General features: G+C 61.8%; 24 protein-coding genes and 2 pseudogenes. 21 read left to right on the forward strand and 5 right to left on the reverse strand.

From position 1 onward, the window contains the following. Positions 1–127 precede the first annotated feature (127 nt). From WM94_RS30775 to WM94_RS30130, 6 genes and pseudogenes are all read left to right on the forward strand, one after another. Positions 128–220: pseudogene (locus WM94_RS30775) on the forward strand (cytochrome B6); the annotation flags it as partial. Next, complete coding sequence (locus tag WM94_RS13935) at positions 217–2,028, forward strand: DAHL domain-containing protein (RefSeq protein WP_061551443.1); 1,812 nt, start codon at positions 217–219, stop codon at positions 2,026–2,028. The pseudogene WM94_RS30775 and the gene WM94_RS13935, both read left to right, overlap by 4 nt. A gap of 29 nt (positions 2,029–2,057) precedes the next feature. After that, entirely contained in the window at positions 2,058–2,207 is a 150-nt protein-coding gene (locus WM94_RS30125; RefSeq protein ID WP_156485970.1) for a hypothetical protein, read from the forward strand. 301 nt (positions 2,208–2,508) lie between these two features. Then, on the forward strand, positions 2,509–2,841 hold the full coding sequence (locus tag WM94_RS13940; protein ID WP_061551444.1) for a hypothetical protein: 333 nt from the start codon (positions 2,509–2,511) through the stop codon (positions 2,839–2,841). Positions 2,842–2,969: 128 nt separating this feature from the next. Then, positions 2,970–3,281 (forward strand): hypothetical protein, encoded by a 312-nt coding sequence (locus WM94_RS13945; RefSeq protein ID WP_024087046.1) that lies wholly within the window; start codon positions 2,970–2,972, stop codon positions 3,279–3,281. 145 nt (positions 3,282–3,426) lie between these two features. Then, positions 3,427–3,546, forward strand: a pseudogene (locus WM94_RS30130) (hemolysin D); the annotation flags it as partial. Between the two features lie 9 nt (positions 3,547–3,555). Here WM94_RS30130 and WM94_RS13950 read toward each other — a convergent pair. Next, positions 3,556–4,413, reverse strand: a complete 858-nt coding sequence (locus WM94_RS13950; RefSeq protein ID WP_061551445.1) for a LysR family transcriptional regulator — start codon at positions 4,411–4,413, stop codon at positions 3,556–3,558. 90 nt (positions 4,414–4,503) lie between these two features. On the opposite strand from WM94_RS13950, the gene WM94_RS13955 reads away from it, so the two are divergent. The 3 genes from WM94_RS13955 to WM94_RS13965 all read left to right on the forward strand — a co-directional run bounded on the left by WM94_RS13955 (position 4,504) and on the right by WM94_RS13965 (position 6,894). Then, positions 4,504–4,917, forward strand: coding sequence for a VOC family protein (locus WM94_RS13955; RefSeq protein WP_061551446.1), 414 nt, complete (start codon positions 4,504–4,506; stop codon positions 4,915–4,917). A gap of 27 nt (positions 4,918–4,944) precedes the next feature. Further along, positions 4,945–6,213: a cation:dicarboxylate symporter family transporter gene (locus WM94_RS13960; RefSeq protein WP_061551447.1), complete on the forward strand. Its 1,269-nt coding sequence runs from the start codon at positions 4,945–4,947 to the stop codon at positions 6,211–6,213. A gap of 258 nt (positions 6,214–6,471) precedes the next feature. Next, the gene (locus WM94_RS13965; protein ID WP_061551448.1) at positions 6,472–6,894 is read left to right on the forward strand and encodes an anti-virulence regulator CigR family protein; all 423 of its coding nucleotides are present in this window, start codon (positions 6,472–6,474) and stop codon (positions 6,892–6,894) included. Between the two features lie 492 nt (positions 6,895–7,386). Here the strand turns inward: WM94_RS13965 and WM94_RS13970 are convergent, their stop codons facing one another. After that, positions 7,387–7,587 carry a hypothetical protein gene (locus tag WM94_RS13970; RefSeq protein WP_061551449.1) on the reverse strand — a complete coding sequence of 67 codons (201 nt, stop codon included), beginning with the start codon at positions 7,585–7,587 and terminating at the stop codon, positions 7,387–7,389. Between the two features lie 164 nt (positions 7,588–7,751). Here WM94_RS13970 and WM94_RS13975 point away from each other — a divergent pair, with 164 nt between their 5' ends. Then, the gene (locus tag WM94_RS13975) at positions 7,752–8,081 is read left to right on the forward strand and encodes a hypothetical protein (protein WP_038409613.1); all 330 of its coding nucleotides are present in this window, start codon (positions 7,752–7,754) and stop codon (positions 8,079–8,081) included. 1 nt (position 8,082) lies between these two features. Here the strand turns inward: WM94_RS13975 and osmE are convergent, their stop codons facing one another. Further along, positions 8,083–8,439, reverse strand: coding sequence for an osmotically-inducible lipoprotein OsmE (gene osmE, locus WM94_RS13980; RefSeq protein ID WP_003258803.1), 357 nt, complete (start codon positions 8,437–8,439; stop codon positions 8,083–8,085). A 283-nt stretch (positions 8,440–8,722) separates the two neighbouring features. After that, positions 8,723–8,929: a hypothetical protein gene (locus WM94_RS13985; RefSeq protein ID WP_003258802.1), complete on the reverse strand. Its 207-nt coding sequence runs from the start codon at positions 8,927–8,929 to the stop codon at positions 8,723–8,725. Positions 8,930–9,158: 229 nt separating this feature from the next. Between WM94_RS13985 and WM94_RS13990 the strand changes: the two genes are divergently transcribed. The 7 genes from WM94_RS13990 to WM94_RS14020 all read left to right on the forward strand — a co-directional run bounded on the left by WM94_RS13990 (position 9,159) and on the right by WM94_RS14020 (position 15,596). After that, positions 9,159–10,139, forward strand: a complete 981-nt coding sequence (locus WM94_RS13990; RefSeq protein WP_061551450.1) for a quinone oxidoreductase — start codon at positions 9,159–9,161, stop codon at positions 10,137–10,139. 13 nt (positions 10,140–10,152) lie between these two features. After that, positions 10,153–11,001 carry a TauD/TfdA family dioxygenase gene (locus tag WM94_RS13995; RefSeq protein ID WP_013972530.1) on the forward strand — a complete coding sequence of 283 codons (849 nt, stop codon included), beginning with the start codon at positions 10,153–10,155 and terminating at the stop codon, positions 10,999–11,001. 54 nt (positions 11,002–11,055) lie between these two features. Next, entirely contained in the window at positions 11,056–12,108 is a 1,053-nt protein-coding gene (locus tag WM94_RS14000) for a 3-keto-5-aminohexanoate cleavage protein (RefSeq protein ID WP_024087049.1), read from the forward strand. Between the two features lie 188 nt (positions 12,109–12,296). Further along, positions 12,297–13,610, forward strand: a complete 1,314-nt coding sequence (locus WM94_RS14005; protein WP_061551451.1) for an MFS transporter — start codon at positions 12,297–12,299, stop codon at positions 13,608–13,610. Further along, positions 13,607–14,260 carry a DsbA family oxidoreductase gene (locus WM94_RS14010; protein WP_061551452.1) on the forward strand — a complete coding sequence of 218 codons (654 nt, stop codon included), beginning with the start codon at positions 13,607–13,609 and terminating at the stop codon, positions 14,258–14,260. The genes WM94_RS14005 and WM94_RS14010 overlap by 4 nt, the downstream gene beginning before the upstream one ends. Continuing rightward, positions 14,257–14,583, forward strand: coding sequence for a Rieske 2Fe-2S domain-containing protein (locus WM94_RS14015; protein WP_061551453.1), 327 nt, complete (start codon positions 14,257–14,259; stop codon positions 14,581–14,583). Before WM94_RS14010 ends, WM94_RS14015 begins: the two co-directional genes overlap by 4 nt. Continuing rightward, positions 14,580–15,596 carry a YeiH family protein gene (locus tag WM94_RS14020; protein ID WP_039613495.1) on the forward strand — a complete coding sequence of 339 codons (1,017 nt, stop codon included), beginning with the start codon at positions 14,580–14,582 and terminating at the stop codon, positions 15,594–15,596. The genes WM94_RS14015 and WM94_RS14020 overlap by 4 nt, the downstream gene beginning before the upstream one ends. A gap of 263 nt (positions 15,597–15,859) precedes the next feature. On the opposite strand, the gene WM94_RS14025 is transcribed toward WM94_RS14020, so the two are convergent. Beyond that, on the reverse strand, positions 15,860–16,888 hold the full coding sequence (locus WM94_RS14025) for an AraC family transcriptional regulator (RefSeq protein ID WP_061551454.1): 1,029 nt from the start codon (positions 16,886–16,888) through the stop codon (positions 15,860–15,862). A 215-nt stretch (positions 16,889–17,103) separates the two neighbouring features. Here WM94_RS14025 and WM94_RS14030 point away from each other — a divergent pair, with 215 nt between their 5' ends. The 4 genes from WM94_RS14030 (at position 17,104) to WM94_RS14045 (ending at position 22,126) form a co-directional block, all read left to right on the forward strand. Next, positions 17,104–17,682, forward strand: a complete 579-nt coding sequence (locus WM94_RS14030; protein WP_061551455.1) for an alpha/beta hydrolase — start codon at positions 17,104–17,106, stop codon at positions 17,680–17,682. 74 nt (positions 17,683–17,756) lie between these two features. Beyond that, positions 17,757–19,712: a DUF1302 domain-containing protein gene (locus tag WM94_RS14035; RefSeq protein WP_025338999.1), complete on the forward strand. Its 1,956-nt coding sequence runs from the start codon at positions 17,757–17,759 to the stop codon at positions 19,710–19,712. 38 nt (positions 19,713–19,750) lie between these two features. Beyond that, positions 19,751–21,109, forward strand: coding sequence for a DUF1329 domain-containing protein (locus tag WM94_RS14040; protein WP_061551456.1), 1,359 nt, complete (start codon positions 19,751–19,753; stop codon positions 21,107–21,109). Between the two features lie 21 nt (positions 21,110–21,130). Then, positions 21,131–22,126, forward strand: coding sequence for a YCF48-related protein (locus WM94_RS14045; protein ID WP_061551457.1), 996 nt, complete (start codon positions 21,131–21,133; stop codon positions 22,124–22,126). Positions 22,127–22,131 lie beyond the last annotated feature (5 nt).

Consider the following 22,131-nt stretch of genomic DNA (forward strand, 5'->3'; position numbering starts at 1 on the left):
CGGTTGAGTGGCCGGATGACCGTGGAATCAGTGGTCGGATACGCGTGGAATGGGTGGCCGGATCACCGTGGAATCGGTGGTCAGATGCTTATGGAATGGGTGGCCAGATGACCGTGGAATCCGCAATCAGTTGGGACGTACGCCGAGCGACGATGATAAAGCGCTGATCATCAAGTTTCTCCAGACCCTCACCGGCCAATGGGAGGGTAAACCGCTATGAGGTTGAACGCTCGGCGCAGTCTGCTGCTGTTGGCTGCGTGCGCCATATTGCTGGCTTCCGTGCTGGTCTACCTGTACTGGATGTCCAGGTCCGATGAGAGTGGCGACTACGCTCAGGCGCGCGATCTGATACGCCAGATCAAGCAGTACGATGCACAGTGGGAGGGTGCAGTGCTCAAGGCGCGCACCACTACCAATTACAACTACGACCCGCTGGTGTTGCCGTTGATTGAAATGAAGCGCCTATGGCGGGAATTCGGCACGCTGGAAGGGCGTCATCAAAAAACGGAACTGCTCGCTTGGCAAAAGGCTTTTCGCGATTACCAACAGGCCTTTGACGACAAGGTCCTGCTGGTCTCGCGCTTCAAGACGCACAATGCAATCCTGCGAAATTCCCTGGCTTTTCTCCCGGCTGCGGCTGATGTAATACAGGTGCACCTCCGGCAATTGGTCGATGCCGATACACTGCGTCTGCGTAGAGTCACAAGCGATACCTACGACTTGATGCTGAGCAGCCTTGAGTTTGCCCAGACCACAACCGATGAAAAAGCTGCCGAAATCCTTGTCGGACTGAACAATCTTTCTGTCAACAAGGAGCGCTTGCCCGGCGATTTTCAGGTGCCCATCGATACCATCAGCAAACACATAGAGTTGATTCTTCGTGAGCAACCCAAAGTCGATCAACTGCTTGAAGCGATCGAGGCGGTTCCGATCGCCGAGTACCTGGACGCCATTGCCCTGATGCTGGACCACGACGAGCAAGCAGCAGTGCTGACGGCTCAGCGATACCATTTTTATATGTTGGTGTTTTCCACCCTGCTGGTTTTGCTATTACTGTACCTGGGGATGCGGCTAATGCGTAGCTACGCCGAAATAAACCGTGTAAACCGAGCGCTGGTGAGTGCCAACGACGAATTGGAACAGCGGGTCGAACGGCGTACCCAGGCACTTACCCAAGCCAGCGCAGCACTGCAGCGCGAGGTGGACGAACGCCGGTTGCTCGAGAACCAGTTGGTCCAGTCCGAAAAGCTCGCCTCGCTCGGTCAACTGGCAGCCGGCGTAGCCCATGAAGTCAACAACCCGATTGGTTTTGTCTCTTCCAACCTCGGTGCACTGGACGACTATTTCGGCCGTTTGCAGGACATGCTGAAGGCATATGCTGACGCGGAAAATACCCTGCTTCCGAACGCGCTCGGCGCGGAGCTGGCGAAGTTGCGCACGGAAATCGAGCTGGATTACTTGCTGGAGGATATTCCGGCGCTGATCCGCGAATCCAAGGACGGTATCAGCCGCGTTGCGCGGATCGTCAAGGACCTCAAGGACTTTTCGCGAGTAGAGAGCAGCCATGACTGGCAAGTGGCAGACCTGCAACAAGGCATAGAGTCAACGCTGAACATTGTTGCCAGCGAACTCAGGCACAAGGCGGACCTTGTCAAGGATTACAGCCCATTGCCGCCGGTCGAATGCCTGCCTTCACAGATCAATCAGGTAATCATGAATCTGCTGGTCAATGCCACCCAGGCGATGGGGGCCGAGCGTGGCAGAATTACCCTGCGAACCGGTGCCAGTGACAAGTGGGTATGGATCGAAGTCGCAGACAATGGTTGTGGCATTCCTGGCGAAAGCCTGCAAAAGATCTTCGATCCGTTCTACACGACGAAGCCCATCGGCCAGGGTACCGGGCTGGGATTGTCACTTTCGTACGGAATCATCAAGCGTCATGGTGGCGAGATCCGCGTAGACAGCGAGGTGGGAGTCGGTACGACATTCAGGGTCGAACTGCCCATCCATCAGGCCCGGTCGGCCTGAGCCCGCTCCGAGCACACCAGGGAAGTGGAATGCAAATTGCTATGACCCCTTGGTGCATCGTTCATGCGGAGTACGCAGAAATGACTCAGAATGACCGCTACTACATGATCTTCGTTGTGGTTGCTGTGCTGGTTCTGGATCTAGCAGCGACATTTGTGTTTCTGAAGGTCATCGCCTGACCCCCGTTTGTGGGTCCGGTTGTACCCGAAATCGGGGACATCGGCAGAGTGAACCCGGCCCAGGCTGGCCTGTCTGGCACTTTTCCACTGATCCATGAACGTAGGTTATCTTCGCAAGGAAAACCCGCCCGGAAGCCGATATAGCAAACAAGCCTATTGCCCGGCTAACGTCGAGCAGTACCATGAGCGAACAAAAACCAAAAAAAGGCATGCGGCTTGGCAACACTTTCCCAAGTTACTCGATGGGACAGCAGGAGCGTGTCGCGTGAAAAGTCCAAGATCGGTAGCAGGCGCAATACTGATGTCCACTTTCGCCACTCTGTTCATGGCAGGCTGCGCACATGACCCCGATGTGCGTCAGGGCCATGGGTATGCGGCCGGGGCCACTGAAAGAAGTACGTCGGCGTACCTGGGGTGCGTCAAAAGCGAACTTCAAGGTAATGTGAAAACGTACCAGGTTGATGGCGATAACTCGGTCAGGCTGTTCGTTGATAGCACCGACCCCGACACGGCGGGTGGCCTGGTCGAAGTGCGGGGCACGGGGACCCAGCGCCAGTTCGCGGCCTATCAACGTGATGCCTGGTACGACCATGGCAGGCTGCTGGATGCCGCGCTGATGTGTTCGAAAGCGTGATCATCTGACCCCTTATACAAAAGGCCCGCCCTCGAGAGCGGGCTTTTTGCATTTGCCGACCCCAGCCGCAATAATCCGCTCATTTGAAGGAGAACACCAAGTTGGAAGAAAGAAGCGTTGTTGCTGAGATGTTCATTGGGATGCCGACGCATTTCTGGGTGTTGCCCGTTGCCGGCCTGATCGCCTGGTTCGGCCTGAAATGGGCCGAACAATCCGGTAGCCGCGCCAGCACATTGCGGATCGTGACCTACCTTCTGCTCATTGCGTTGGCGGTATTGCCCAATGGTTTTTATGCGCTGTTTCCCCCTTCGTCCGACATGCCCGAGCTGTTGTTGAATCGTGAGCCGCTGCCCAACTACGAGGGGCGCTTTTACCTGGATGCGTTTTACGTGTTCAGTGGGTGGGCACTGAGCAAGGTGGCCAAACTCAAGTTCAACTAGAGCGAACACGAGATTCCATTTCCGATCAAGAAATCAATTGCGACTGGCGTTCTCGCCAAAGTTGGAGCGCTCCCAAGGCATTTTGCCCCGGATGGCAGCAGCATCAGCGGTACTGCCGAGCCGAACAGGCGGCAACCGGTTCCTGCGCGGCAAGGAAGTACTGCCGATCATCCCCGGCATGGTTGCCGAGGTGGATATCCTCAGCGGCAAGCGCAGCGTGCTCAATCACTTGCTGCGCCCGCTGATCAAGGCCCGTCTCTACTGAGCTGGAGCGTCAGGCCATCAGTACGGTTGCCAGTAGCTTTATTGCCGACGTGCGGTGATGGCCGGCACTGTAGGCCAACACTATGTCGCGGCAGTACCTTGGTTCTTCGGCCAGAACCAGGGCGTTTGGCGATTGCTCCAGCAATGACGGCCATTGCGGGACCAAGGAAACGCCTTGCCCCAGGGACACCAGCAGGCTGATGGCCTCGAGTGCATCCAGGTCGCAAGCCACGTTGGGTGCGAGGCCCAGATCGTCCAGATAGCGCTGGGTTATCAGGCCTCCCCAGGAGTCGACGGCATACCGGATATAGGGCCCAGTGGCCAGCATTGCGTGTGCTTCAGCGCGGGAGGCTGTGGCAGGTGCCAACAAGCACAGCGGTTCGCTGCGCAACGTGAGCATTCTCAACGATTTTGCTGTCTTGAAGGGGGGCGTAACCAGAATTGCCGCATCCAGTTCCTGATTGATCAGCTTGTCATGGAGCAATTTGGAGTCACCGGGCGTGATGGTGAGCTTGAGGTTGGGCGCGGAGGATGACAAATGCTCCAGTGCTGCCGGTACAAGGCCGGTGAGTGCAGTTGATATGGCGCCAATGCGCAGTTCCCCGGTCAGCGTGTCGGCGTTCAGGTCATTCCTGAGCTGACTGGCATGTTCGACAATGCAACGTATCCGTGGCATCAATACCAGCAGCTTGTCTGTCGGCCTGATCGCATGGGCCTCTCTATTGAAGAGTGCACAGCCCAGGTGTTTCTCCATATTGCGAATACGCAAACTTATTGCGGCGGCTGAAACATTTGCTTTCTTTGCCGCACCCGCAATGGAGCCGCATTCGACAACGGATATGAGGCTTTCCAGATTTTGAATGTCCATAAGTAATGCTTATGCTCAGGCCAAGTGTCAGTTGGTGTACATGGATGCCGGGCGGTGTGAGGATAGTGGCTCCGTTCGAGGAGTACCATCATGTTGACACCCTTTCATCTTGCTTATCATGTCAGCGATCTGGATGTGGCAAGAAAATTCTATAAAGAAGTTCTTGGTTGCGTCGAGGGACGTAGCACTGAGACCTGGGTAGACTTCGAGTTTTTTGGTCACCAGATATCTCTGCATGTGGGCAAGCCCTTTGAAACCAGTCGCACTGGCAAGGTCGGCCCGCACCTTGTATTGATGCCTCATATCGGAGTGATATTGCCTCTGGAGCGATGGCAGGCCTTGGCTAAGCGCCTTGAAATTCTGGGCGTGCAGTTCGAAATCCCGCCGGTTGTTCGTTTTGAAGGTGAGCCTGGCGAACAAAGGACAATGTTTTTCCTGGATCCCAGTGGTAACCCGATCGAGATCAAAGGGTTCAAGAACTTTCGTGCAATCTTTGCTTCCTAGGGTTTTATAAAAACAGAGATCAATCCCGTGAGAATAAAAATAAATCTAATCACGCAAATTGCAATTGGTCTGGCTTTCGGTATATGCGTTGGCCTGCTATTGAATCATTTTCCAGATTACAAGGGCTGGTGGATCGAGCAAGTGCTGCAACCGGCGGGTGATGCGTTCATAAAACTGATGAAAATGATCATCGTGCCGCTGGTGTTTTCCTGCATGGTGGTAGGCACAGCCGGCTCCGGCAAGCGCGCCCTGGGGCGGGTGGGAACAAAGAGCCTTGTCTATTTCTTTGCCGTGACCGGGGTCGCAATCATTTTCGGCTTGTTGGTCGGTAACGTGCTCCAGCCAGGCGCCGGTGCGGGGTTCGCCGTTACACCGGCGAGTGGGGCAGTGCCTGCTGTGCAAAATGCTTCGGCAGGGCTCGGCAAGGTACTGTTGGGCATCATTCCTGATAATGTAGTGGCGGCAATGGCGGAGGCTAAGCTGTTATCGGTACTGTTCTTCGCAATCTTGTTCGGGGTGGCACTGTCTACGCTGGATGAACCCAGGAAACAGCCGTTGGTTGCAGTGCTGCAGACGGTAGTGGATACCATGTTCAAGGTCACTCATATGGTCATGGCCTACTCACCGATCGGCATCTTTGCCCTGATAGCTGTCACGGTGTCGACCTTCGGGATTGATTCACTGCTGCCGTTGGCAAAACTGATAGCCATTACTTATGTGGCGGTACTGTTCTTTGCAATTGTCGTGCTGGGCCTTGTTGCCAGGGCTGTTGGCGAGAATATCTTCGAGATCATCCAGGCCTTCAAGGGTGAACTGATACTGGCGTTCAGCAGCGCGAGTTCTGCCACCGTCATGCCGCAATTGATGGCCAAGACCGAAGCACGGGGTGTACCGCGTACGATCACTTCGCTGGTGATCCCGTTGGGCTATTCATTCAACCTGGATGGCGCGTCGCTGTTTGCGGGCCTGGGTACGCTGTTTATCGCGCAGGCCTACAATATTGAACTGGCCTTGGCAGACCAGGTTATGTTGGTATTCATCATGGTATTGACGTCCAAAGGCGCTGCCGGAGTGCCCGGGTTCATGTTTGTCATTCTCACCGCAACCCTGACGGCGGCAGGTTTGCCTTTGGAAGGCGTGGCCTTGATTGCAGGGGTGTATCGATTGATGGACATGCCCGTTACGGCACTGAACGTACTCGGCAATGCGCTGGCGCCGATCGTGGTCGCAAAATGGGAAAGCCGCGCTGGAACATTACCGGCTGATGTCGTGGTTATGGAGCAATCATCTCGATAGCAGATGGGCAGGCTCGTTCAGCCAGGCGTTTGGAACGGGAATTGCTGCATCCCTGAAAACCTGCTCATTTGGGGATACGGCCATGTTTCCAGAAGATCTGTACTTCATGTTTCTCTACGCCGTTGCCGTGTTGGCTCTCGATGTGGCAGCCATCATGCTCTATCGGAGTGCCAAGCCCTGACCCGGGTTTGGGGACTTCCACCCTGAACCGGGTTTTGGTCTACAGTGCTGGGACGTCTTCCGTGTAAGGAAACAGCTATGGCAAAGCGTAGATGGGCAGTTATCGCTACCTCGATTGCGCTGGCAGTGGGGCCGGCGCTCACTTATGCCGACCAGGGTAATGGTAAAGGGCAGGGCCACGGCAAGGACAAGGGGCAGCATGGTCAAGGTCACGGGGGCTCGTATGGTGGGCCGTCGATAAACCGTGGCGATGTGCTTGGCATTCTTGACGGGCACCGCAGTTACTGGAGCGCAGGGCCGGCGCTGCCCCCGGGCATTCAGAAGAACCTGGCCCGTGGCAAACCACTGCCGCCGGGTATCGCCAAGAAGCTGGATGGCAGGCTGCTGGGGCAGTTGCCTCATTACGATGGCTATGAATGGATGCAGGCGGGTGCGGACCTGATCCTGGTGGCAGTTGCTACGGGGATCATCTACGAAGTGTTGAACGGCGCACTGGATTGACGTCAGGCGCAGGTGTCAGCGAGCGCCGTCAATTGTAGGAGCGGCCTTGTGTCGCGATGGGCTGCAAAGCAGCCCCCGGCAGGCGACGCGGTGGCACCGGCTGCGCCGGTGTTCGCGGGTAAACCCGCTCCCACAGGTACAGCGCATGCTTTCGGCAGGTGGGGTCCTTGTGGGAGCGGGCATGCCCGCGAAGCAGGCGACGCGGTGGTTGGCACCGGCTGCGCCGGTGTTCGCGGGTAAACCCGCTCCCACAGGTACAGCGCATGCTTTCGGCAGGTGGGGTCCTTGTGGGAGCGGGCATGCCCGCGAAGCAGGCGACGCGGTGGCTGGCAGCGGCTGCGCCGGTGTTCGCGGGCGCGCCCGCTCCCACAGGAACGGTGCATTCTTTCGGCTGATGGGGTCCCTGTGGGAGCGGGTTCACCCGCGAAGCAGGCGACGCGGTGGCTGATACCGGCTACGCCGGTGTTCTCGATAGCGCCCGTTCCTCCAGAATCAGGTGTTTTCCTGCACGTTCAGTACTGAACCCTTATCATCCGTCGCCAGCAAGCCGCTGGAGTGCATGCCCTTCGTTGGCAGTTCGGCGAGTGGCACATCTGTAGTACGGAAAATGCTGCGACCTTGTTCACCAACCCTCAGGGTGATCAGTTTTCCATTCTGATAGAAGAATTGCGTTCTGTTGGTGTTCTTTTGCATGGTGCGTGCTCCGAAGGCTATTGGCAGGGTTCACTTTCCCAGCCTTCACGCACCCAGGCTACTGGCAGAAATATCAGGTGGGCCTGTGCTGCGAGACTTTGGTTGATTGGTAAGCCAGTACAACCCCCGTTAGAATGCAGCGTATCCTTGATGGCTAATTGCAAATGTCTATGTTTCGTATCTTTCTCTTCGCCGTGCTGGTCACCGGTGTTGCCGGCTGCGCAACCCCTGGCAAACCCACTGCCAGCAAGCTGACTCACAAATCGCCCCAGCAATACGCCGCTTGCGTACTACCCAAATGGCAAGCACTGGCGCCTCAAGCCACGCAGAAATCGATCGCCCACGGCTACCGGCTGACGGCACCCAGCCCCGTGGCATCCGATGATGTGCTGGACGTAGTCGATTCCCACGAGGGCAGCCGCGCGACCTTCTACAAGGGCAGCTTCCTGTCTGGCGACAAATTGCGCCAGGCAGCAAGGGAATGCCTGGACTGACTCAGTAACCCGATCCGCTAGAGCCGCCCATGCTGGGCAGGCGGGCCCTGCGCTGAGCATTGCTCCACTCGGCGCAGGTCATGAAAGCGGTATTGTCCACTTTGCCGGTGCCGTCGAAACTTACGCTGTAGGGCTGCCGGTTGTCGGCCTTGGTCAGCATGTAGTCGAAACAGGTGCCGGGCACCACGGTGCGTTCGGTCTCGGCATCGGGCTTGCCGCCTACCTGCATGACTTGGTCTCTGCTCATGCCGTTGGTGACTTTCGCCACCAGCGGCTGATCGTGGTACAGCGTGGAATTGGACGAACAGGCAGACAGCGCTGCCAGTGCAAGGATCAGCGCGTGAAAGGGTTTGTTCATGGCAGTGCTCCGGTAGAGGACGCCGACCGGCGATATCAATTCGCTCGGCTTTCAATCATACGCCTGCACTGCCTCACCCGCAGTAACGTGCCCCCATGTGGGAGCGGCTTTAGCCGCGAACACCGGCGCAGCCGGTGCCATGCACCGCGTTGCATGCTTCGCGGCTAAAGCCGCTCCCACAGGGTCCGCGGACTGCTTGCGAATTCAGTTCTCTACGTGGAAGCGCAGCCCAAAGGGTTGGGCGATCTCCCACAGGGATCGAGCAGGGCTATTGCGTGTGCGATCAGCCTGCATCACCGCGCTTGTTCATCTGCTCACACTGCGTCTGCGCAGCCGTCCTGCTTGGATAACTGGGCTTGAGCCGCTCCTTCGCTTGGTTATCGTAGATGTCGAAACCTCCACATACGGTAGCGGCGTAATAGCGGCTACCCACGCGGAACGACTCCTTTTCGATCGGCACAGCGGGAACGATAACGAATCTTGGTTGCATTTTTCGTGCCTCCCCAGGCAGAGACTTAAGTATTAGTCTGACCATTGGCAAGCATCAAGGAGGCTCATGAATAAAACACGGTTTTCGTGATCGGCATGTCTACGCTCGTACTGTCATCAAATGAAAACCCTCTGTCGTCCGATGCGAAGCACCCCACACACCAAGGGCATACAGTCCAATTACCCAGAACTGACGCCATGCGTCCAGATCGATGATTGGAGAGACAAGCATGTCCAAAGTCGTACGTTTCCATCAGACCGGTGGCCCTGAGGTGCTGCGCTACGAGGACGCCGAGGTCGGCGAGCCCGGCCCGGGGCAGGTGCGTTTGCGCCAGGTGGCTGTGGGCCTGAACTACGCCGATACCTATTTCCGCAACGGCACCTACCCGATCCCGCTGCCCAACGGCATTGGCGTGGAAGCGGCCGGGGTGGTCGAGGCACTGGGCGAGGGTGTGACCCAGGTGGCAGTCGGTGACCGGGTCACCTACACCGGTTTCCTCAACACCTTGGGCGCCTATTGCACCGAGCGCCTGATCCCCGCGGCCGCGCTGATCAAGCTGCCCGATACCATCGCCTTCGAAACCGCCGCTGCCATGACCATGCGCGGCCTGACCGCGGCCTATCTGCTGCGTCGGCTGCATGACTTCAAACCCGGCGACAGCGTGCTGCTGCATGCCGCTGCTGGCGGGGTCGGCCTGATCGTCGCGCAGTGGGCGCAGCTGCTGGGGCTTAATGTGATCGGCACGGTGTCCACCGAGGCCAAGGCCGAAGTGGCGCGCGCCCATGGCTGCAACCACGTCATCAACTACAGCGTCGAGGACGTTGCCACGCGCGTGCGTGAGCTGACCGACGGGGTAGGGGTGAACGTGGTGTTCGACAGCGTTGGCAAGAACACCTTCATGGGCTCGCTCGATTCGCTCAAGCGCCGCGGCCTGATGGTGTGCGTCGGCACGGCGTCAGGCACGATCCCGCCGTTCGACCCGCAGTTGCTGGCGATCAAGGGCTCGCTGCAGCTCACCCGCCCGGCACTGGCCGACTTCATCGCCGACCCGGCGGAAAAGGCCGACCTGGCCGGTGAGCTGTTCGATCACGTCGGCAGCGGGCGCATCCGTATCGAGATCAACCAGCACTACGCACTGCAGGATGCCGTCCAGGCCCACCGTGACCTGGAAGCGCGCAAGACCACCGGCTCGTCGATCTTCGTCATCTGAAGAGGACAACAGCATGCACATCGAACAACTGACCTGCGCGATCGGTGCCGAGGTAAGTGGGGTCAACCTGGCCGACGCGATCCACGACGACGACCTGTTCGCCCAGCTTCGCGCGCAGTTGCTCCGGCACCGTGTGCTGTTCCTGCGCGACCAGCACTTCAGCCGCGCCGAACACGTGGCGTTCGCCCGCCGCTTCGGCGACCTGGAGGACCACCCGGTGGCCGGTAGCGACCCGGAGCATCCGGGCCTGGTACAGATCTACAAGCGCCCGGACCAGCCCAACGACCGCTATGAAAATGCCTGGCACACCGACGCCACCTGGCGCGAGGCCCCGCCGATGGGCTGTGTGCTGCGCTGCATCGAATGCCCGCCGGTGGGCGGTGACACGATGTGGGCGAACATGGTGCTGGCCTATGAAAACCTGCCAGGCGATGTGAAGGCCAAGATCGAAGGCCTGCGCGCCCGCCACAGCATCGAAGCGAGCTTTGGCGCCGCCATGCCGCTGGAAAAGCGCCTGGCGCTGAAGGCGCAGTTCCCCGATGCCGAGCACCCGGTTGTGCGCACCCACCCGGAAACCGGCGAGCAGGTGCTGTTCGTCAACGCCTTCACCACCCATTTCAGCAACTACCACACCCCGCAGCGGGTGCGCTTCGGCCAGGACGCCAACCCCGGCGCCAGCGACCTGCTGCGCTACCTCATCAGCCAGGCCTACCTGCCGGAGTACCAGGTGCGCTGGCGCTGGAAGCCCAACAGCGTGGCGATCTGGGACAACCGCAGCACACAGCATTACGCCGTCATGGACTACCCGCCGTGCCATCGCAAGATGGAGCGCGCCGGGATCAAGGGCAGCCCCACGTTCTGAGTTCGTCGCCGTCGCTGGCGGCAACCGCACAATAACAATAGCGAGGACTACAGCATGCAATTCTTCGACGATTCGTTGCACCCGGAAAACATGGAAAAGGTGGTGATCACCGTGGCCCCCTATGGCCCGGAGTGGATGCCCGAAGACTTCCCTGAAGACATTCCCCTGACCATGGACGAGCAGGTGCAGAAGGCTGTCGACTGCTTTGATGCAGGTGCCACCGTACTGCACCTGCACGTGCGCGAACTGGACGGCAAGGGCTCCAAGCGCCTGTCCAAGTTCAACGAGCTGATCGCCGGGGTGCGCGAAGCGGTGCCGGACATGATCATCCAGGTTGGCGGATCGATTTCCTTTGCCCCGGAAAGCGAGGGCGAGGCGGCCAAGTGGCTGTCGGACGACACCCGGCACATGCTCGCCGAGCTGACGCCACGCCCCGACCAGGTGACCGTGGCCATCAACACCACGCAGATGAACATCATGGAGTTGCTGTACCCCGAGTACCTGGAAGGCACCTCGCTGGCCAGCCCGGCGATTCATGCTGCCTACAGCGAAATGACCGTGCCGGCCGGCCCGGCCTGGGTCCGCGAGCACCTGCGCCGCCTGCAGGCCAGCAACATCCAGCCGCATTTCCAGCTGACCGGCATGCATGCCCTGGAGACGCTCGAGCGCATCGTGCGTCGCGGTGACTACATGGGCCCGCTGAACCTGACCTGGATCGGCATCGGCGGCGGTTTCGACGGCCCCAACCCGTTCAACTTCTTCAACTTCATTCACCGCGCGCCGGACGGCTGCACCCTGACCGCCGAATCGTTGCTGAAGAACGTGCTGCCGTTCAATACCATGGCCCTGGCCATGGGCTTGCACCCACGCTGCGGCAACGAAGACACCATCATCGACCAGCATGGCAAGCGCTTCACCTCGGTGCAGCAGATCCAGCAGACCGTGCGTGTGGCCCATGAACTGGGCCGCGAGATTGCCAGCGGCAAGGAAGCACGCGCCATTTATCGCATCGGGCAGCAGTACGACAGCATCGAGCAGACCCTCGAGGCCAACGGCATGGCGCCGAATCGCCAGCCGGGTGTGAAGGGCGTGCCGCAGCGCGGCTGATGCTGTTACGGCAGGCCCGGCCTCTTCGCGGGCATGCCCGCTCCCACAGGTGCGGCACTGGCCCAAAGGTCGACGCAGTCCCTGTGGGAGCGGGCGAGCCCGCGAAGAGGCCCGCAAAAGCAACATGAATGTTGGCTGTAGTCCATAACAACAAGAACAACCTCACGCCCCGCACCCAAGGAGGCAACATGGCCACCTATCTCGCCAGTGCCGAAGATTCCGGCACCGACACCGCCCACAGCGTCCCTCGGCGCTATGCCTGGGTGGTCTTCGCCCTGACCTTTGGCCTGTTGATCTCCGACTACATGTCGCGCCAGGTGCTCAATGCGGTTTTCCCGCTGCTCAAGGGCGAATGGGCATTGAGCGACAGCCAGCTCGGCCTGCTCAGCGGTATCGTCGCGCTGATGGTCGGCCTGCTGACCTTCCCGCTGTCGCTGCTGGCCGACCGCTTCGGCCGGGTGCGCAGCCTGGTGCTGATGGCAGTACTGTGGAGCCTGGCCACCCTCGGCTGCGCCCTGGCGGAAAACTACCCGCAAATGTTCATCGCGCGGTTTCTGGTCGGGGTAGGCGAGGCGGCCTACGGCAGTGTCGGCATCGCCGTGGTGGTCGCCGTGTTCCCCCGCGACATGCGCTCGACCCTGGCCGGCGCGTTCATGGCCGGTGGCATGTTCGGCTCGGTGCTGGGCATGGCCCTGGGCGGTGTACTGGCCCAGCACCTGGGTTGGCGCTGGGCATTTGCCGGCATGGCGCTGTTCGGCCTGGTGCTGGCGATGCTGTACCCGCTGTTCGTCAAGGAGGCGCGTATTGCGCCTCGGTGCGCGCAGCAGTCGCAAGGCAAGGCCGGGCGCCCGCTGCGCACCCTGTACGGCAGCCGTTCGGTCATCGCGGCCTACGTCGGCAGCGGGCTGCAGCTGTTCGTCGGCGGCACCGTGATCGTGTGGATGCCAAGCTACCTGAACCGCTATTACGCCATGGGCACCGACCGCGCCGGGGCGATTGCCGCAGTCATCGTGCTGTGCAGCGGCATCGGCATGATCCTCTGCGCCATGCTCTGCGACCGCCTCGGGCGGCAGCGCCCGGACCGCAAGATCAGCCTTGCCATCGCCTACTGCCTGGGCAGTTGCGCGCTGTTGTCCATCGCCTTCGCACTGCCGGCCGGCACCGCCCAACTGGTACTGATCTGCCTGGGCATGATGATCGCCGCCGGCACCAACGGCCCGTCCAGTGCCATGGTCGCCAACCTCACCCACGCCTCGGTGCACGGCACCGCGTTTGCCACCCTGACCCTGGCCAACAACCTGTTGGGCCTGGCGACCGGGCCGTTGATCACCGGGCGCGTTTCCGACCTGATCGGCTTGCATGCCGCCTTCCAGCTGGTACCGCTGATGAGCATCGGCGCGGCGGCGGTGTTTTTCCTCGCCAAACGTCATTACCACCGCGACATGGAGCGTCTGCATGCACCGGCAGGCGACGCTGCCGCACCCCGGGAGTTGAAACCGTGAAACAGCTGTTGTCCGTCGAAGTGTTCTTCGATTTCGTCTGCCCGTGGTGCCTGATTGGCCAGCGACACCTGCAGGCCGCGCTCTTGCACTTGCAGCGTGAACAACCGCAAGTGCAGGTACAACTGCAATGGCGAGGTGTGCAGTTGTTGCCGGGCTTGCCAGCCAGTGGCGTGCCGTTCCATGCCTTCTATCTGCAACGCCTGGGCAGCGAGGAAGCGGTACGTGAGCGCCAAGCCCAGGTGCGCGCCGCTGCCCGTGTGGTAGGCGAGGACATCGACTTCTCGCGTATTCGCCGCATGCCCAACACCGGCAATGCCCATCGGCTGCTGCAACGGGCTGCTCAGTTGCTCGAAGCAGCGCAACTGGAAGCCTTGCTGGCACAGCTGTTCATCGCCTATTTCCACCAGGGGCGCGACCTGGGGGATAGCCGCACCTTGCTCGACATCGCCCAATGTTGCGGGCTGGATGCCGCGCAGGTTGTCGACTGCCTGCGTGACGACGGCAGCCCGTTCCTCGATGGGGCAGGGCGCGCCGGCAGTGCAGTGCCTCGTTTTCGTTTCAATCAAGGGCCGCTCATGGCAGGTGCGCAGCCTGCCGAGGTGCTGTATGCGGCCATGACCGAAGCGCTGCAAGAGGTTGAGAGGGCATGACCCGGCGCATTGTATTGGCCCCCCATCAGGTGCCGGAGCGTGACGGCCGTGTGCTGTTAGCCTGCGAAGGGCGCAGCGTGGCGCTGTTCAACGTTGCCGACTCGCTCTATGCCATTGACGACAGCTGCCCGCACCAGGGCGCGTCGTTGTGTGGCGGCCGGCTGGAAGGCCGTGTCATCCAGTGCTGCGCGCACGGCCTGCGCTTTGACCTGGCCAGCGGCTACCTGGTCAATTCCAGGGCCTTGAAGGTTGCCAGCTACCCGGTCGAGCAGCAGGGCGGGCAGGTTTACATCGTGTTTGACTGTGAGGAAGCGGGGCAATGAATACACTGGCACTTGGCGCTACCCATCAGCGTATCCGCACCCTCGCCCCGGGGGTGGTGGTCAGCCTCATCGTCGGTGCGGCCGCCAGTTTCCTCAGTGAGCATTACGCAGCGCCGGTCATGCTGTTTGCCTTGTTACTGGGGATGGCGCTGAACTTTCTCGCGGTCGATGGCCCCTGCAAAGCCGGTATCGAGTTCACCGCCCGCACGGTACTGCGCCTGGGCGTGGCGCTACTTGGCATGCGCATCACCCTGGACCAGATTGCCAGCCTGGGCTGGAAGCCCGTGGCCCTGGTCGTGACCCTGGTGGTGGTGACCATCCTGGTTTCGGTGGTGGTGGCCAAGGCGCTGGGGTTTTCACGGCTGTTCGGCATGCTCACCGGCGGTGCCACGGCCATTTGCGGTGCCTCGGCGGCGCTGGCGCTGGCAGCTGCCTTGCCCCAGCACCCGCGCAAGGAGCATGCAACGCTGTTTACCGTGATCGGCGTGTCGGCGCTGTCGACCCTGGCGATGATCCTGTACCCGATGATTGCCCAGTGGCTGCACCTGTCCCCAGCGCAGGCCGGGGTGTTCCTCGGTGCGACCATCCACGACGTGGCGCAGGTGGTGGGCGCGGGCTACAGCATGTCTACCGAGACCGGCGACATCGCCACGGTGGTCAAGCTGATGCGGGTGGCCATGTTGTTGCCGGTCATTGTCTGCGCGGCCATGATCACCCGGCGCCAGGGCCTCGAGGCAGGCGGGCAGCGGCCGCCCTTGTTGCCATGGTTCGCGGTCGGCTTCCTGCTGCTGGCGTGCGTCAACAGCACAGGCTGGGTACCCGCCGCGGTGCAGGGCGGTATCAACGACCTGTCGCGCGGCTGCCTGGTGGTGGCGATCAGTGCCCTGGGCATGAAAACCCAACTCAAGGCGCTGGCCTCGGTCGGGGTGAAACCCATTGCGCTGATGGTGGGGGAGAGCGTGTTTCTTGTGCTTTTGGTTCTGGCGTTGATGCATTGGGTGGGTTCGGCTTGAGATGTGTGGCGCCTGTGAGATCGAGCGCCGCCCGCGCGGCGCTTCGCAGCACAAGGCTGCTCCTACATCTGTTTCGGGCCAATAACGCCTGTTCCAATGCACGCGACCGCCTTGTTTGCCCGGCACAATATCTAGGTGGGCACCAAGGGCCCGCGCGCGTCTGCCTCAGGAATAACTGGCCCGAAAACAGATGTAGGAGCAGCCTTGTGCTGCGAAGCGCCGCGCGGGCGGCGCTCGATCTCACAGGCGCCGCAAATCCAAGCTCAGGCGCCTGGCGGCCCTGACGCGATCTGATCAGAATTCTGTGCCCGCCAACTGGCCGGCGGCATGCCGAACTGGGCGATGAACCAGCGGGTGAACGAGCTGGGCATCGAATAACCCAGCATGTCGGCGATACGCCCCAGCGAATAGCCGGGGTTTTCCAGGTAGCGCATCACCAGGTCACGGCGCACGCTGTTGATCAGGTCCTTGAAGGTCAATCCGCTTTCTTCCAGGCGCCGCTGCAGGGTGCGCACGTTCATGCCCTGGGTCTGTGCCACCTGTTCGATGGTGGCGCGGCCCATGGGCAGCAGCAGGTAGATGGTCTTGCGCAACTCCAGCTCCAGGGACGGCGTGCCGCCCGCCGGCAGGCTGTCCAGATAGCGCTGCGCCAGGCGCGCCATGGCCTCGTTGGCCTGCGGGCTGGCGCTGTCGAGGTCGGCGGCCGGGCAGACGATACCGTTGAACTCGCTGCCGAACACCAGCGTGCAGCCGAAAATGCGCCGGTGGGTGGCCAGGTCGGCGGGAGGCGCGTGGGTGAAGTTGGCGCTGATCGGGTGCCAATGCGCACCTAGCAGCGCCGCGCACAGGCGCATCATCACGCCGATCGCCAGCTCGGTGGCCTGGCGGCTGCAGGGCGCGCGTTCGTTGATCACCTCCTCGCGAATGACCACGGTCTTGCCGGCTTCCTCGATATGAATGGCCAGGGCGTCATTGAGCAGGTGACGGTACTGCACGATCACCTGCAGCGCATCACGCAGGGTGCGCTGGTGGCTGAGCAACAGGCTTATTTCGCCGAAGTCCGACAGTTGCCGCAACTCGGCCATGCGCAGGCCGAAGCTTTCGCAGCGGGTGGCGCTGGCGGAGGCTTCCAGCAAGGCGATGACGCTGGCAACCGGAATACGCCGATTGGGGTCTTCGAGCAACGCGGCGCTGAGGCCAACCTGTGCCAACAGTGCATGGGGATTGAGGCCGAGGTGGCGGGACACCTCAAGGTAATTGGTCAAGCTGGCGGCACGGACTAGGGCAGGCATTTTTTGTTGTTATCCATGTTTTCCAGGCTATCTGCTGCTCCTACAAAAAGTGAGCGGCTGATTGATTTTATAGCCTGCGTGTCATGAATTGAAAAGCAAAGCCCTGTGTTGGCCATTGTCATCAAATGAAAAGCCCCTGACGCCCAATGTGAAGCACCCGGTGGGTGGGCTGTTTACTGTGAACCTCAAGAGCTACACCGCACACGAGGTTCACCGTGGAAAAACTGCAAACCACTGCCACCGTGCTGATCGTCCCCGGCCTGCGCGACAATGTCGCCGAACACTGGCAGACCCTGCTCGCAGGCCGCCTGGCCAAGGTGCGCAGCGTACCGCCGCTGCAGGTCGACGGCCTGAGCTGCACAGCCCGGGTCGAGGCGATCCAGCGCGAACTGGACCAGATCGATGGTGAAGTGATCCTGGTGGCGCACAGCGCCGGCGTGCTGATGGTCGCCCACTGGGCGGCGCGCTACCGGCGGCCGATCAAGGGTGCATTGCTGGCGGCGCCGCCCGACCTGAACGCGCCATGGCCGGCCCACTACCCAAGCCCGGCCAGCCTGGCCGAGCACGGCTGGTCGCCATTGCCCCAGGCGCCGCTGCCGTTCCCCAGCATTGTCGCGGCCAGCAGCAACGACCACCTGGCCAGCTTTGCCGCAGCCAGCGCGCTGGCCCATGGCTGGGGTAGTGAACTGGTCGCACTGGGGGCCGTCGGCCACCTCAACCCGGCCTCCGGCTTCGGCCCCTGGCCGCAGGCCGAGGCGTTCATCCAGCGACTGGACCAGCCCAACCTGCAATAGCGCATGGACGCCCCAGCCACGCTCGCAAAAGACGGGCGGCGAAAAAAACAATAACAATACGTGGAGCCATCGTAATGCCAGAACACCGCATTTACCGTGCTGTGAAACCACAGCGCTGCCTGCTCGCCTGCGCCATCGGCCTGCTCACGCTGCCCGCCGCCCAGGCGTTCGAAGTCGATACCGGCAATGAAAACTGGGCCGTGCGCTTCGACAACACCGTCAAGTACAACTACGGCGTGCGCACCGAAAGCGCCGACAAGCGCATGCTGGGCACGCCCAACAGCAACGACGGTGACTACAACTTCCGCAAGGCCGGCACCAACATCACCAACCGGGTAGACCTGCTGACCGAACTGGATGTGGTCTACCAGGGCAACACCGGGTTCCGCGTCAGCACCGCCAGCTGGTACGACAAGGCCTATGACAACACCGGCTCCAATAGCAACCCGTTCGTCAACGGCAATGGTGACCAGTCCGGCATCAACCCCAGCCTCAATGGCCTGCCCGGCACCGGTGTGCCGCTGGGCAGCCCGCACCTGAGCAACTACGCCCAGCGTTACTACAGCGGCCCGTCCGGTGAAGTGCTGGATGCCTTCGTGTTCTTCAGCCGTGAAGTCGGCGAGGCCTCGCAGGTCAGCGCCAAGCTGGGCCAGCACAACCTGTTCTGGGGTGAAACCCTGCTCAACCCGGTCCATTCGCTGAGCTACGGCCAGTCGGGCCTCGACCTGGCCAAGCTGGCCGCTTCGCCGGGCACCGAGGCCAAGGAGCTGTTCGTGCCGCGCAACCAGCTGTCGACCTCGTTCCTGGTCAACTCTGAACTGACCCTGGGCGCCCAGTACTTCTTCGACTGGGACGCCGCCCGCCTGCCCGAAGCCGGTACCTATTATGGCGGCTCGGACGTGGTAGGCGAGGGCGCCCAAAGCTTCCTGCTCGGCCACACCGGCACCCCGGGGCTGATCCCGGTGCGCGGTGCGCTGACCACCATCCGCCGTGGCCATGACCTGAACCCAGGCAAGAGCGGCGACTGGGGCATCATGGCCAAGTGGTCGCCCGAGTGGCTGGGCGGCACCCTCGGCTTCTACTACCGCAAGACCTCCGAGATCCTCCCGCAGGCCTGGCTCGACGCGCGCGGCATGACCGTCGCCAATGGCCCGTTCGGCAACCCGCCGGGCAGCCGCCAAGGCGCAGTCGGCAACCTGTACAACTCGCTGCAAAGCACTACCTACCAGTTCGCCTACTCCGACGACATCGACATCTATGGCCTGAGCCTGTCCAAGGATGTGGGCGGCATCAGTGTCGGCAGCGACCTGAACATCCGCCACAACATGCCGCTGGCGAGCATCCCGGCAATCGTCAGCGCCCCCGGCCAGGGTGGCCTGGGCGGCGGCTTCGGCCTGCTGCCGGCACGCCTGCCCAGCAGCGGGGTGATCTACGACGTGCCCAAGGATGGCGACGGCCTGAGCGCCACCGGCGACACCTTGCACTGGACCTTGAACGGCCTGATGACCATTGGCGATACGCCGCTGTTCGATTCGGCAACCCTGCTTGGCGAGCTGTTCTACAGCAACCTGCTCAAGCTCGATAGCCACAACGAGGCCTTGTACAAGGGCAAGAGCAGCTACCGCGGCATCGACAAGGCCACCCGCGACAACTGGGGCATCGCCGTCAACTTCACCCCCACCTGGTACCAGGTGCTGCCGGGCATGGACCTGAGCATGCCGCTGTCGGTCAACGTCGGCCTCGACGGCGTGTCGCCGGTGCAGGGCGGTGGCGCCGAGAACACCGGCAACTATGCGGTGGGCGTGAGCGCCGCGATCTACAACCAGTACTTCGTCGACCTCAAGTACGTCGACAGTTTCGGTGAGACCAAGGCCTGCAAGGACGGCCAGACCGACGGCAGCACCCCCAACGCCCTGGACGGCGAACAGGATTACACCTGCTACGGCGGCGGCTACGCCTCCTTCTCCGGCGGTGGTGCCACCACCGAGGACCGTGGCGCCCTGTACCTGACCGTCAAGACGACCTTCTGAGTCATGTTTCCTACAGCCTACACAGGAAGACAACCATCATGAATTTCGTACGTACCCTGCTGGCCTCGTGCCTGTCACTGGCCGCCCTGAACGCTGCCCAGGCCGCCGTTTCCACTGACCAAGCCGCGCGCCTGGGCACCAGCCTGACCGTCATCGGCGCGGAAAAGGCCGGCAACGCCGATGGCTCGATCCCGGCCTACCAAGGCGGCCTGCTGACGCCGCCAGCCAGCTACCAGAGAGGCGCCAGCATGCGCCCCGACCCGTTCGCCAGCGACAAGCCGCTGCTGGTCATCGATGGCAAGAACGCCGAGCAGTTCAAGGGCCAACTGACCGCCACCACCCTGGAACTGCTCAAACGCTACCCCAGCTACCGCGTCGATGTGTACCCGACCCACCGTAGCGTGGCGCTGCCGCAAGCGGTACTGGACAACACCCGCAAGAACGCCACTGCCGCCAACAGCAAGGAGGGCGGTACGGCGGTGGACAACGTGCTGCCGGGTATCCCGTTCCCCATTCCGCAGAACGGCGCCGAGGCCATGTGGAACTTCCTGCTGCGCTATCAGGGCGTGAGCATGACTGCCAAGTACGACTCTTGGAACGTCGACGCTGCCGGCAAGCCATCGCTGTCGACCACCGGCCAGGCCAATATCAGCTACCCGATCTACGAGGACATGGCCAAGCCGATCGGTGCCAAGGACACCTACTACCAGATGAAACTGGTGTACACCGGGCCCGCACGCCGTGCAGGCGAAGCGATGATGCTGCGCGATGCCGCCAACCCGCTGGTGCAGCCACGCAGTGCCTGGCAGTACCTGCCGGGCCAGCGCCGGGTCAAGCTGGCACCGAACCTCGCCTACGACACGCCCAACCCGGGCACTTCGGGTTCGGGTACCTACGATGACGTGTTCGTCTTCAACGGTGCGCTGGACCGCTACGACTGGACCCTGGTCGGCAAGCAGGAAATGTACGTGCCGTACAACACCTACCAGCTGACCTACAACACCGACGTCAAGCAGGTGATCACCCCCAATCACCTGGCGCCGCAGTTCGTGCGTTGGGAGAAGCACCGGGTGTGGGTGGTGGAAGGCAAGCTCAAGGACGGTGCGCGCCATATCTACCACAAGCGCCGCTTCTACCTCGACGAAGACAGCTGGATCGCCCTGGCCTCGGACCAGTACGACGCCCGTGGCCAGCTGTACCGCGGCTCGTTCGCCTTCCTCACCCAGAGCTATGACAAGCAGACCCCGGACGCCACGCCGTTCATGATCTACGACCTGATCGGCGGCACCTATAACCTCAATGGCGTGGTCGGTGCCTACGGCGGCATCCGCTATATCGACCCGCTGTCGAAAACCCAGTGGTCGCCCGAGTCGCTGGCCGGCAACGGCATTCGCTGAACGCACGGAGCAGAGGTGGCAATGTCTGTCTTCAAACGATGCAGCGTGGTGGTTCTGGCTTTGGCCGCGCTGCAGGGCGCGGCCCAGGCTGCGCCCTTCACCGATGTGCTGGACCTGCCCGCCAGGCCCAGCGCCCTGGTCGCCAGCAGCGCCTTGCGCGATGTCACCCTGGCCGGCCAGCGCCTGGTCGCGGTGGGCCCGCGAGGGCACATCCTGTACTCCGACGATCACGGCGCGCACTGGCAGCAGGCCCAGGTGCCGGTCAGCGCCGACCTGAATGCCGTGAGCTTCGCCACGCCCGAGCAGGGCTGGGCGGTTGGCCACGATGGCGTGGTGCTGCACAGCCGCGATGGTGGCGTGCACTGGCAAAAGCAGCTGGATGGCCGGGCACTGGCCGAACAACTGCCGGGCACGGGTAGCGACAATGCCTTGCTCGACGTGTGGTTCAGCGATGCCCGCAATGGCTATGCGGTCGGCGTGTTCAACCTGCTGTTGCGCACCGTTGATGGCGGCGAGCACTGGCAGCCCTGGCTCGACCACAGCGATAACCCGCAAGGCCTGCACCTGACCAGCCTCGCCGCGGTGGGTGACGAGCTGTACATCACCGGCGAGCAAGGCCTGCTGCTGAAGCAGGACGGTGAGCGCTTCAGCCGAGTCGAGACACCCTACGCCGGCACACTGTTCGGTGCTGTCGGCAAGCCTGGCGTACTGCTGGTCTACGGCCTGCGTGGGCATGCCTACCGCAGCACCGATGGCGGCCGGCAGTGGCAACCGGTCAGCACGGGTGTGAACACCAGCCTCACCGCCGCCGGTGTCGACCGTGACGGCCAGCTATGGCTGGCCAGCCAGGCTGGCGACCTGCTGCTCAGCCGGGATGATGGCGCCAGCTTCAGCCCGGTGCCGCAAAGCGCCCGTGGCCCGGTGACCGCGCTCGCCACCGATACCGGCAACGGCCTGGTACTGGTCGGCGAGCGGGGCGTGCGCAACCAGCCCGGTAACCCCACGCTGCACCCATAACAAGA

The organism is Pseudomonas sp. ABFPK (assembly GCF_001586765.1).
Taxonomy (GTDB): domain Bacteria; phylum Pseudomonadota; class Gammaproteobacteria; order Pseudomonadales; family Pseudomonadaceae; genus Aquipseudomonas; species Aquipseudomonas asiatica.

Excerpts from the sequence above, each read along its gene's own strand:
- WM94_RS13990 (WP_061551450.1), top strand. The coding sequence starts at position 9,159 with ATGTCCAAAGTCGTACGTTTCCATCAGACCGGTGGCCCTGAGGTGCTG.
- WM94_RS14015 (WP_061551453.1), top strand. The coding sequence starts at position 14,257 with ATGACCCGGCGCATTGTATTGGCCCCCCATCAGGTGCCGGAGCGTGAC.
- WM94_RS13975 (WP_038409613.1), top strand. The coding sequence starts at position 7,752 with ATGTCTATGTTTCGTATCTTTCTCTTCGCCGTGCTGGTCACCGGTGTT.
- WM94_RS14000 (WP_024087049.1), top strand. The coding sequence starts at position 11,056 with ATGCAATTCTTCGACGATTCGTTGCACCCGGAAAACATGGAAAAGGTG.
- WM94_RS13955 (WP_061551446.1), top strand. The coding sequence starts at position 4,504 with ATGTTGACACCCTTTCATCTTGCTTATCATGTCAGCGATCTGGATGTG.
- WM94_RS13985 (WP_003258802.1), bottom strand. The coding sequence starts at position 8,929 with ATGCAACCAAGATTCGTTATCGTTCCCGCTGTGCCGATCGAAAAGGAG.
- WM94_RS14005 (WP_061551451.1), top strand. The coding sequence starts at position 12,297 with ATGGCCACCTATCTCGCCAGTGCCGAAGATTCCGGCACCGACACCGCC.
- WM94_RS13995 (WP_013972530.1), top strand. The coding sequence starts at position 10,153 with ATGCACATCGAACAACTGACCTGCGCGATCGGTGCCGAGGTAAGTGGG.
- WM94_RS13945 (WP_024087046.1), top strand. The coding sequence starts at position 2,970 with ATGTTCATTGGGATGCCGACGCATTTCTGGGTGTTGCCCGTTGCCGGC.
- WM94_RS14020 (WP_039613495.1), top strand. The coding sequence starts at position 14,580 with ATGAATACACTGGCACTTGGCGCTACCCATCAGCGTATCCGCACCCTC.
- WM94_RS14035 (WP_025338999.1), top strand. The coding sequence starts at position 17,757 with ATGCCAGAACACCGCATTTACCGTGCTGTGAAACCACAGCGCTGCCTG.
- WM94_RS14025 (WP_061551454.1), bottom strand. The coding sequence starts at position 16,888 with ATGCCTGCCCTAGTCCGTGCCGCCAGCTTGACCAATTACCTTGAGGTG.
- osmE (WP_003258803.1), bottom strand. The coding sequence starts at position 8,439 with ATGAACAAACCCTTTCACGCGCTGATCCTTGCACTGGCAGCGCTGTCT.
- WM94_RS13950 (WP_061551445.1), bottom strand. The coding sequence starts at position 4,413 with ATGGACATTCAAAATCTGGAAAGCCTCATATCCGTTGTCGAATGCGGC.
- WM94_RS13970 (WP_061551449.1), bottom strand. The coding sequence starts at position 7,587 with ATGCAAAAGAACACCAACAGAACGCAATTCTTCTATCAGAATGGAAAA.
- WM94_RS30125 (WP_156485970.1), top strand. The coding sequence starts at position 2,058 with ATGCAAATTGCTATGACCCCTTGGTGCATCGTTCATGCGGAGTACGCA.
- WM94_RS13940 (WP_061551444.1), top strand. The coding sequence starts at position 2,509 with ATGTCCACTTTCGCCACTCTGTTCATGGCAGGCTGCGCACATGACCCC.
- WM94_RS14040 (WP_061551456.1), top strand. The coding sequence starts at position 19,751 with ATGAATTTCGTACGTACCCTGCTGGCCTCGTGCCTGTCACTGGCCGCC.
- WM94_RS13965 (WP_061551448.1), top strand. The coding sequence starts at position 6,472 with ATGGCAAAGCGTAGATGGGCAGTTATCGCTACCTCGATTGCGCTGGCA.
- WM94_RS13935 (WP_061551443.1), top strand. The coding sequence starts at position 217 with ATGAGGTTGAACGCTCGGCGCAGTCTGCTGCTGTTGGCTGCGTGCGCC.
- WM94_RS14045 (WP_061551457.1), top strand. The coding sequence starts at position 21,131 with ATGTCTGTCTTCAAACGATGCAGCGTGGTGGTTCTGGCTTTGGCCGCG.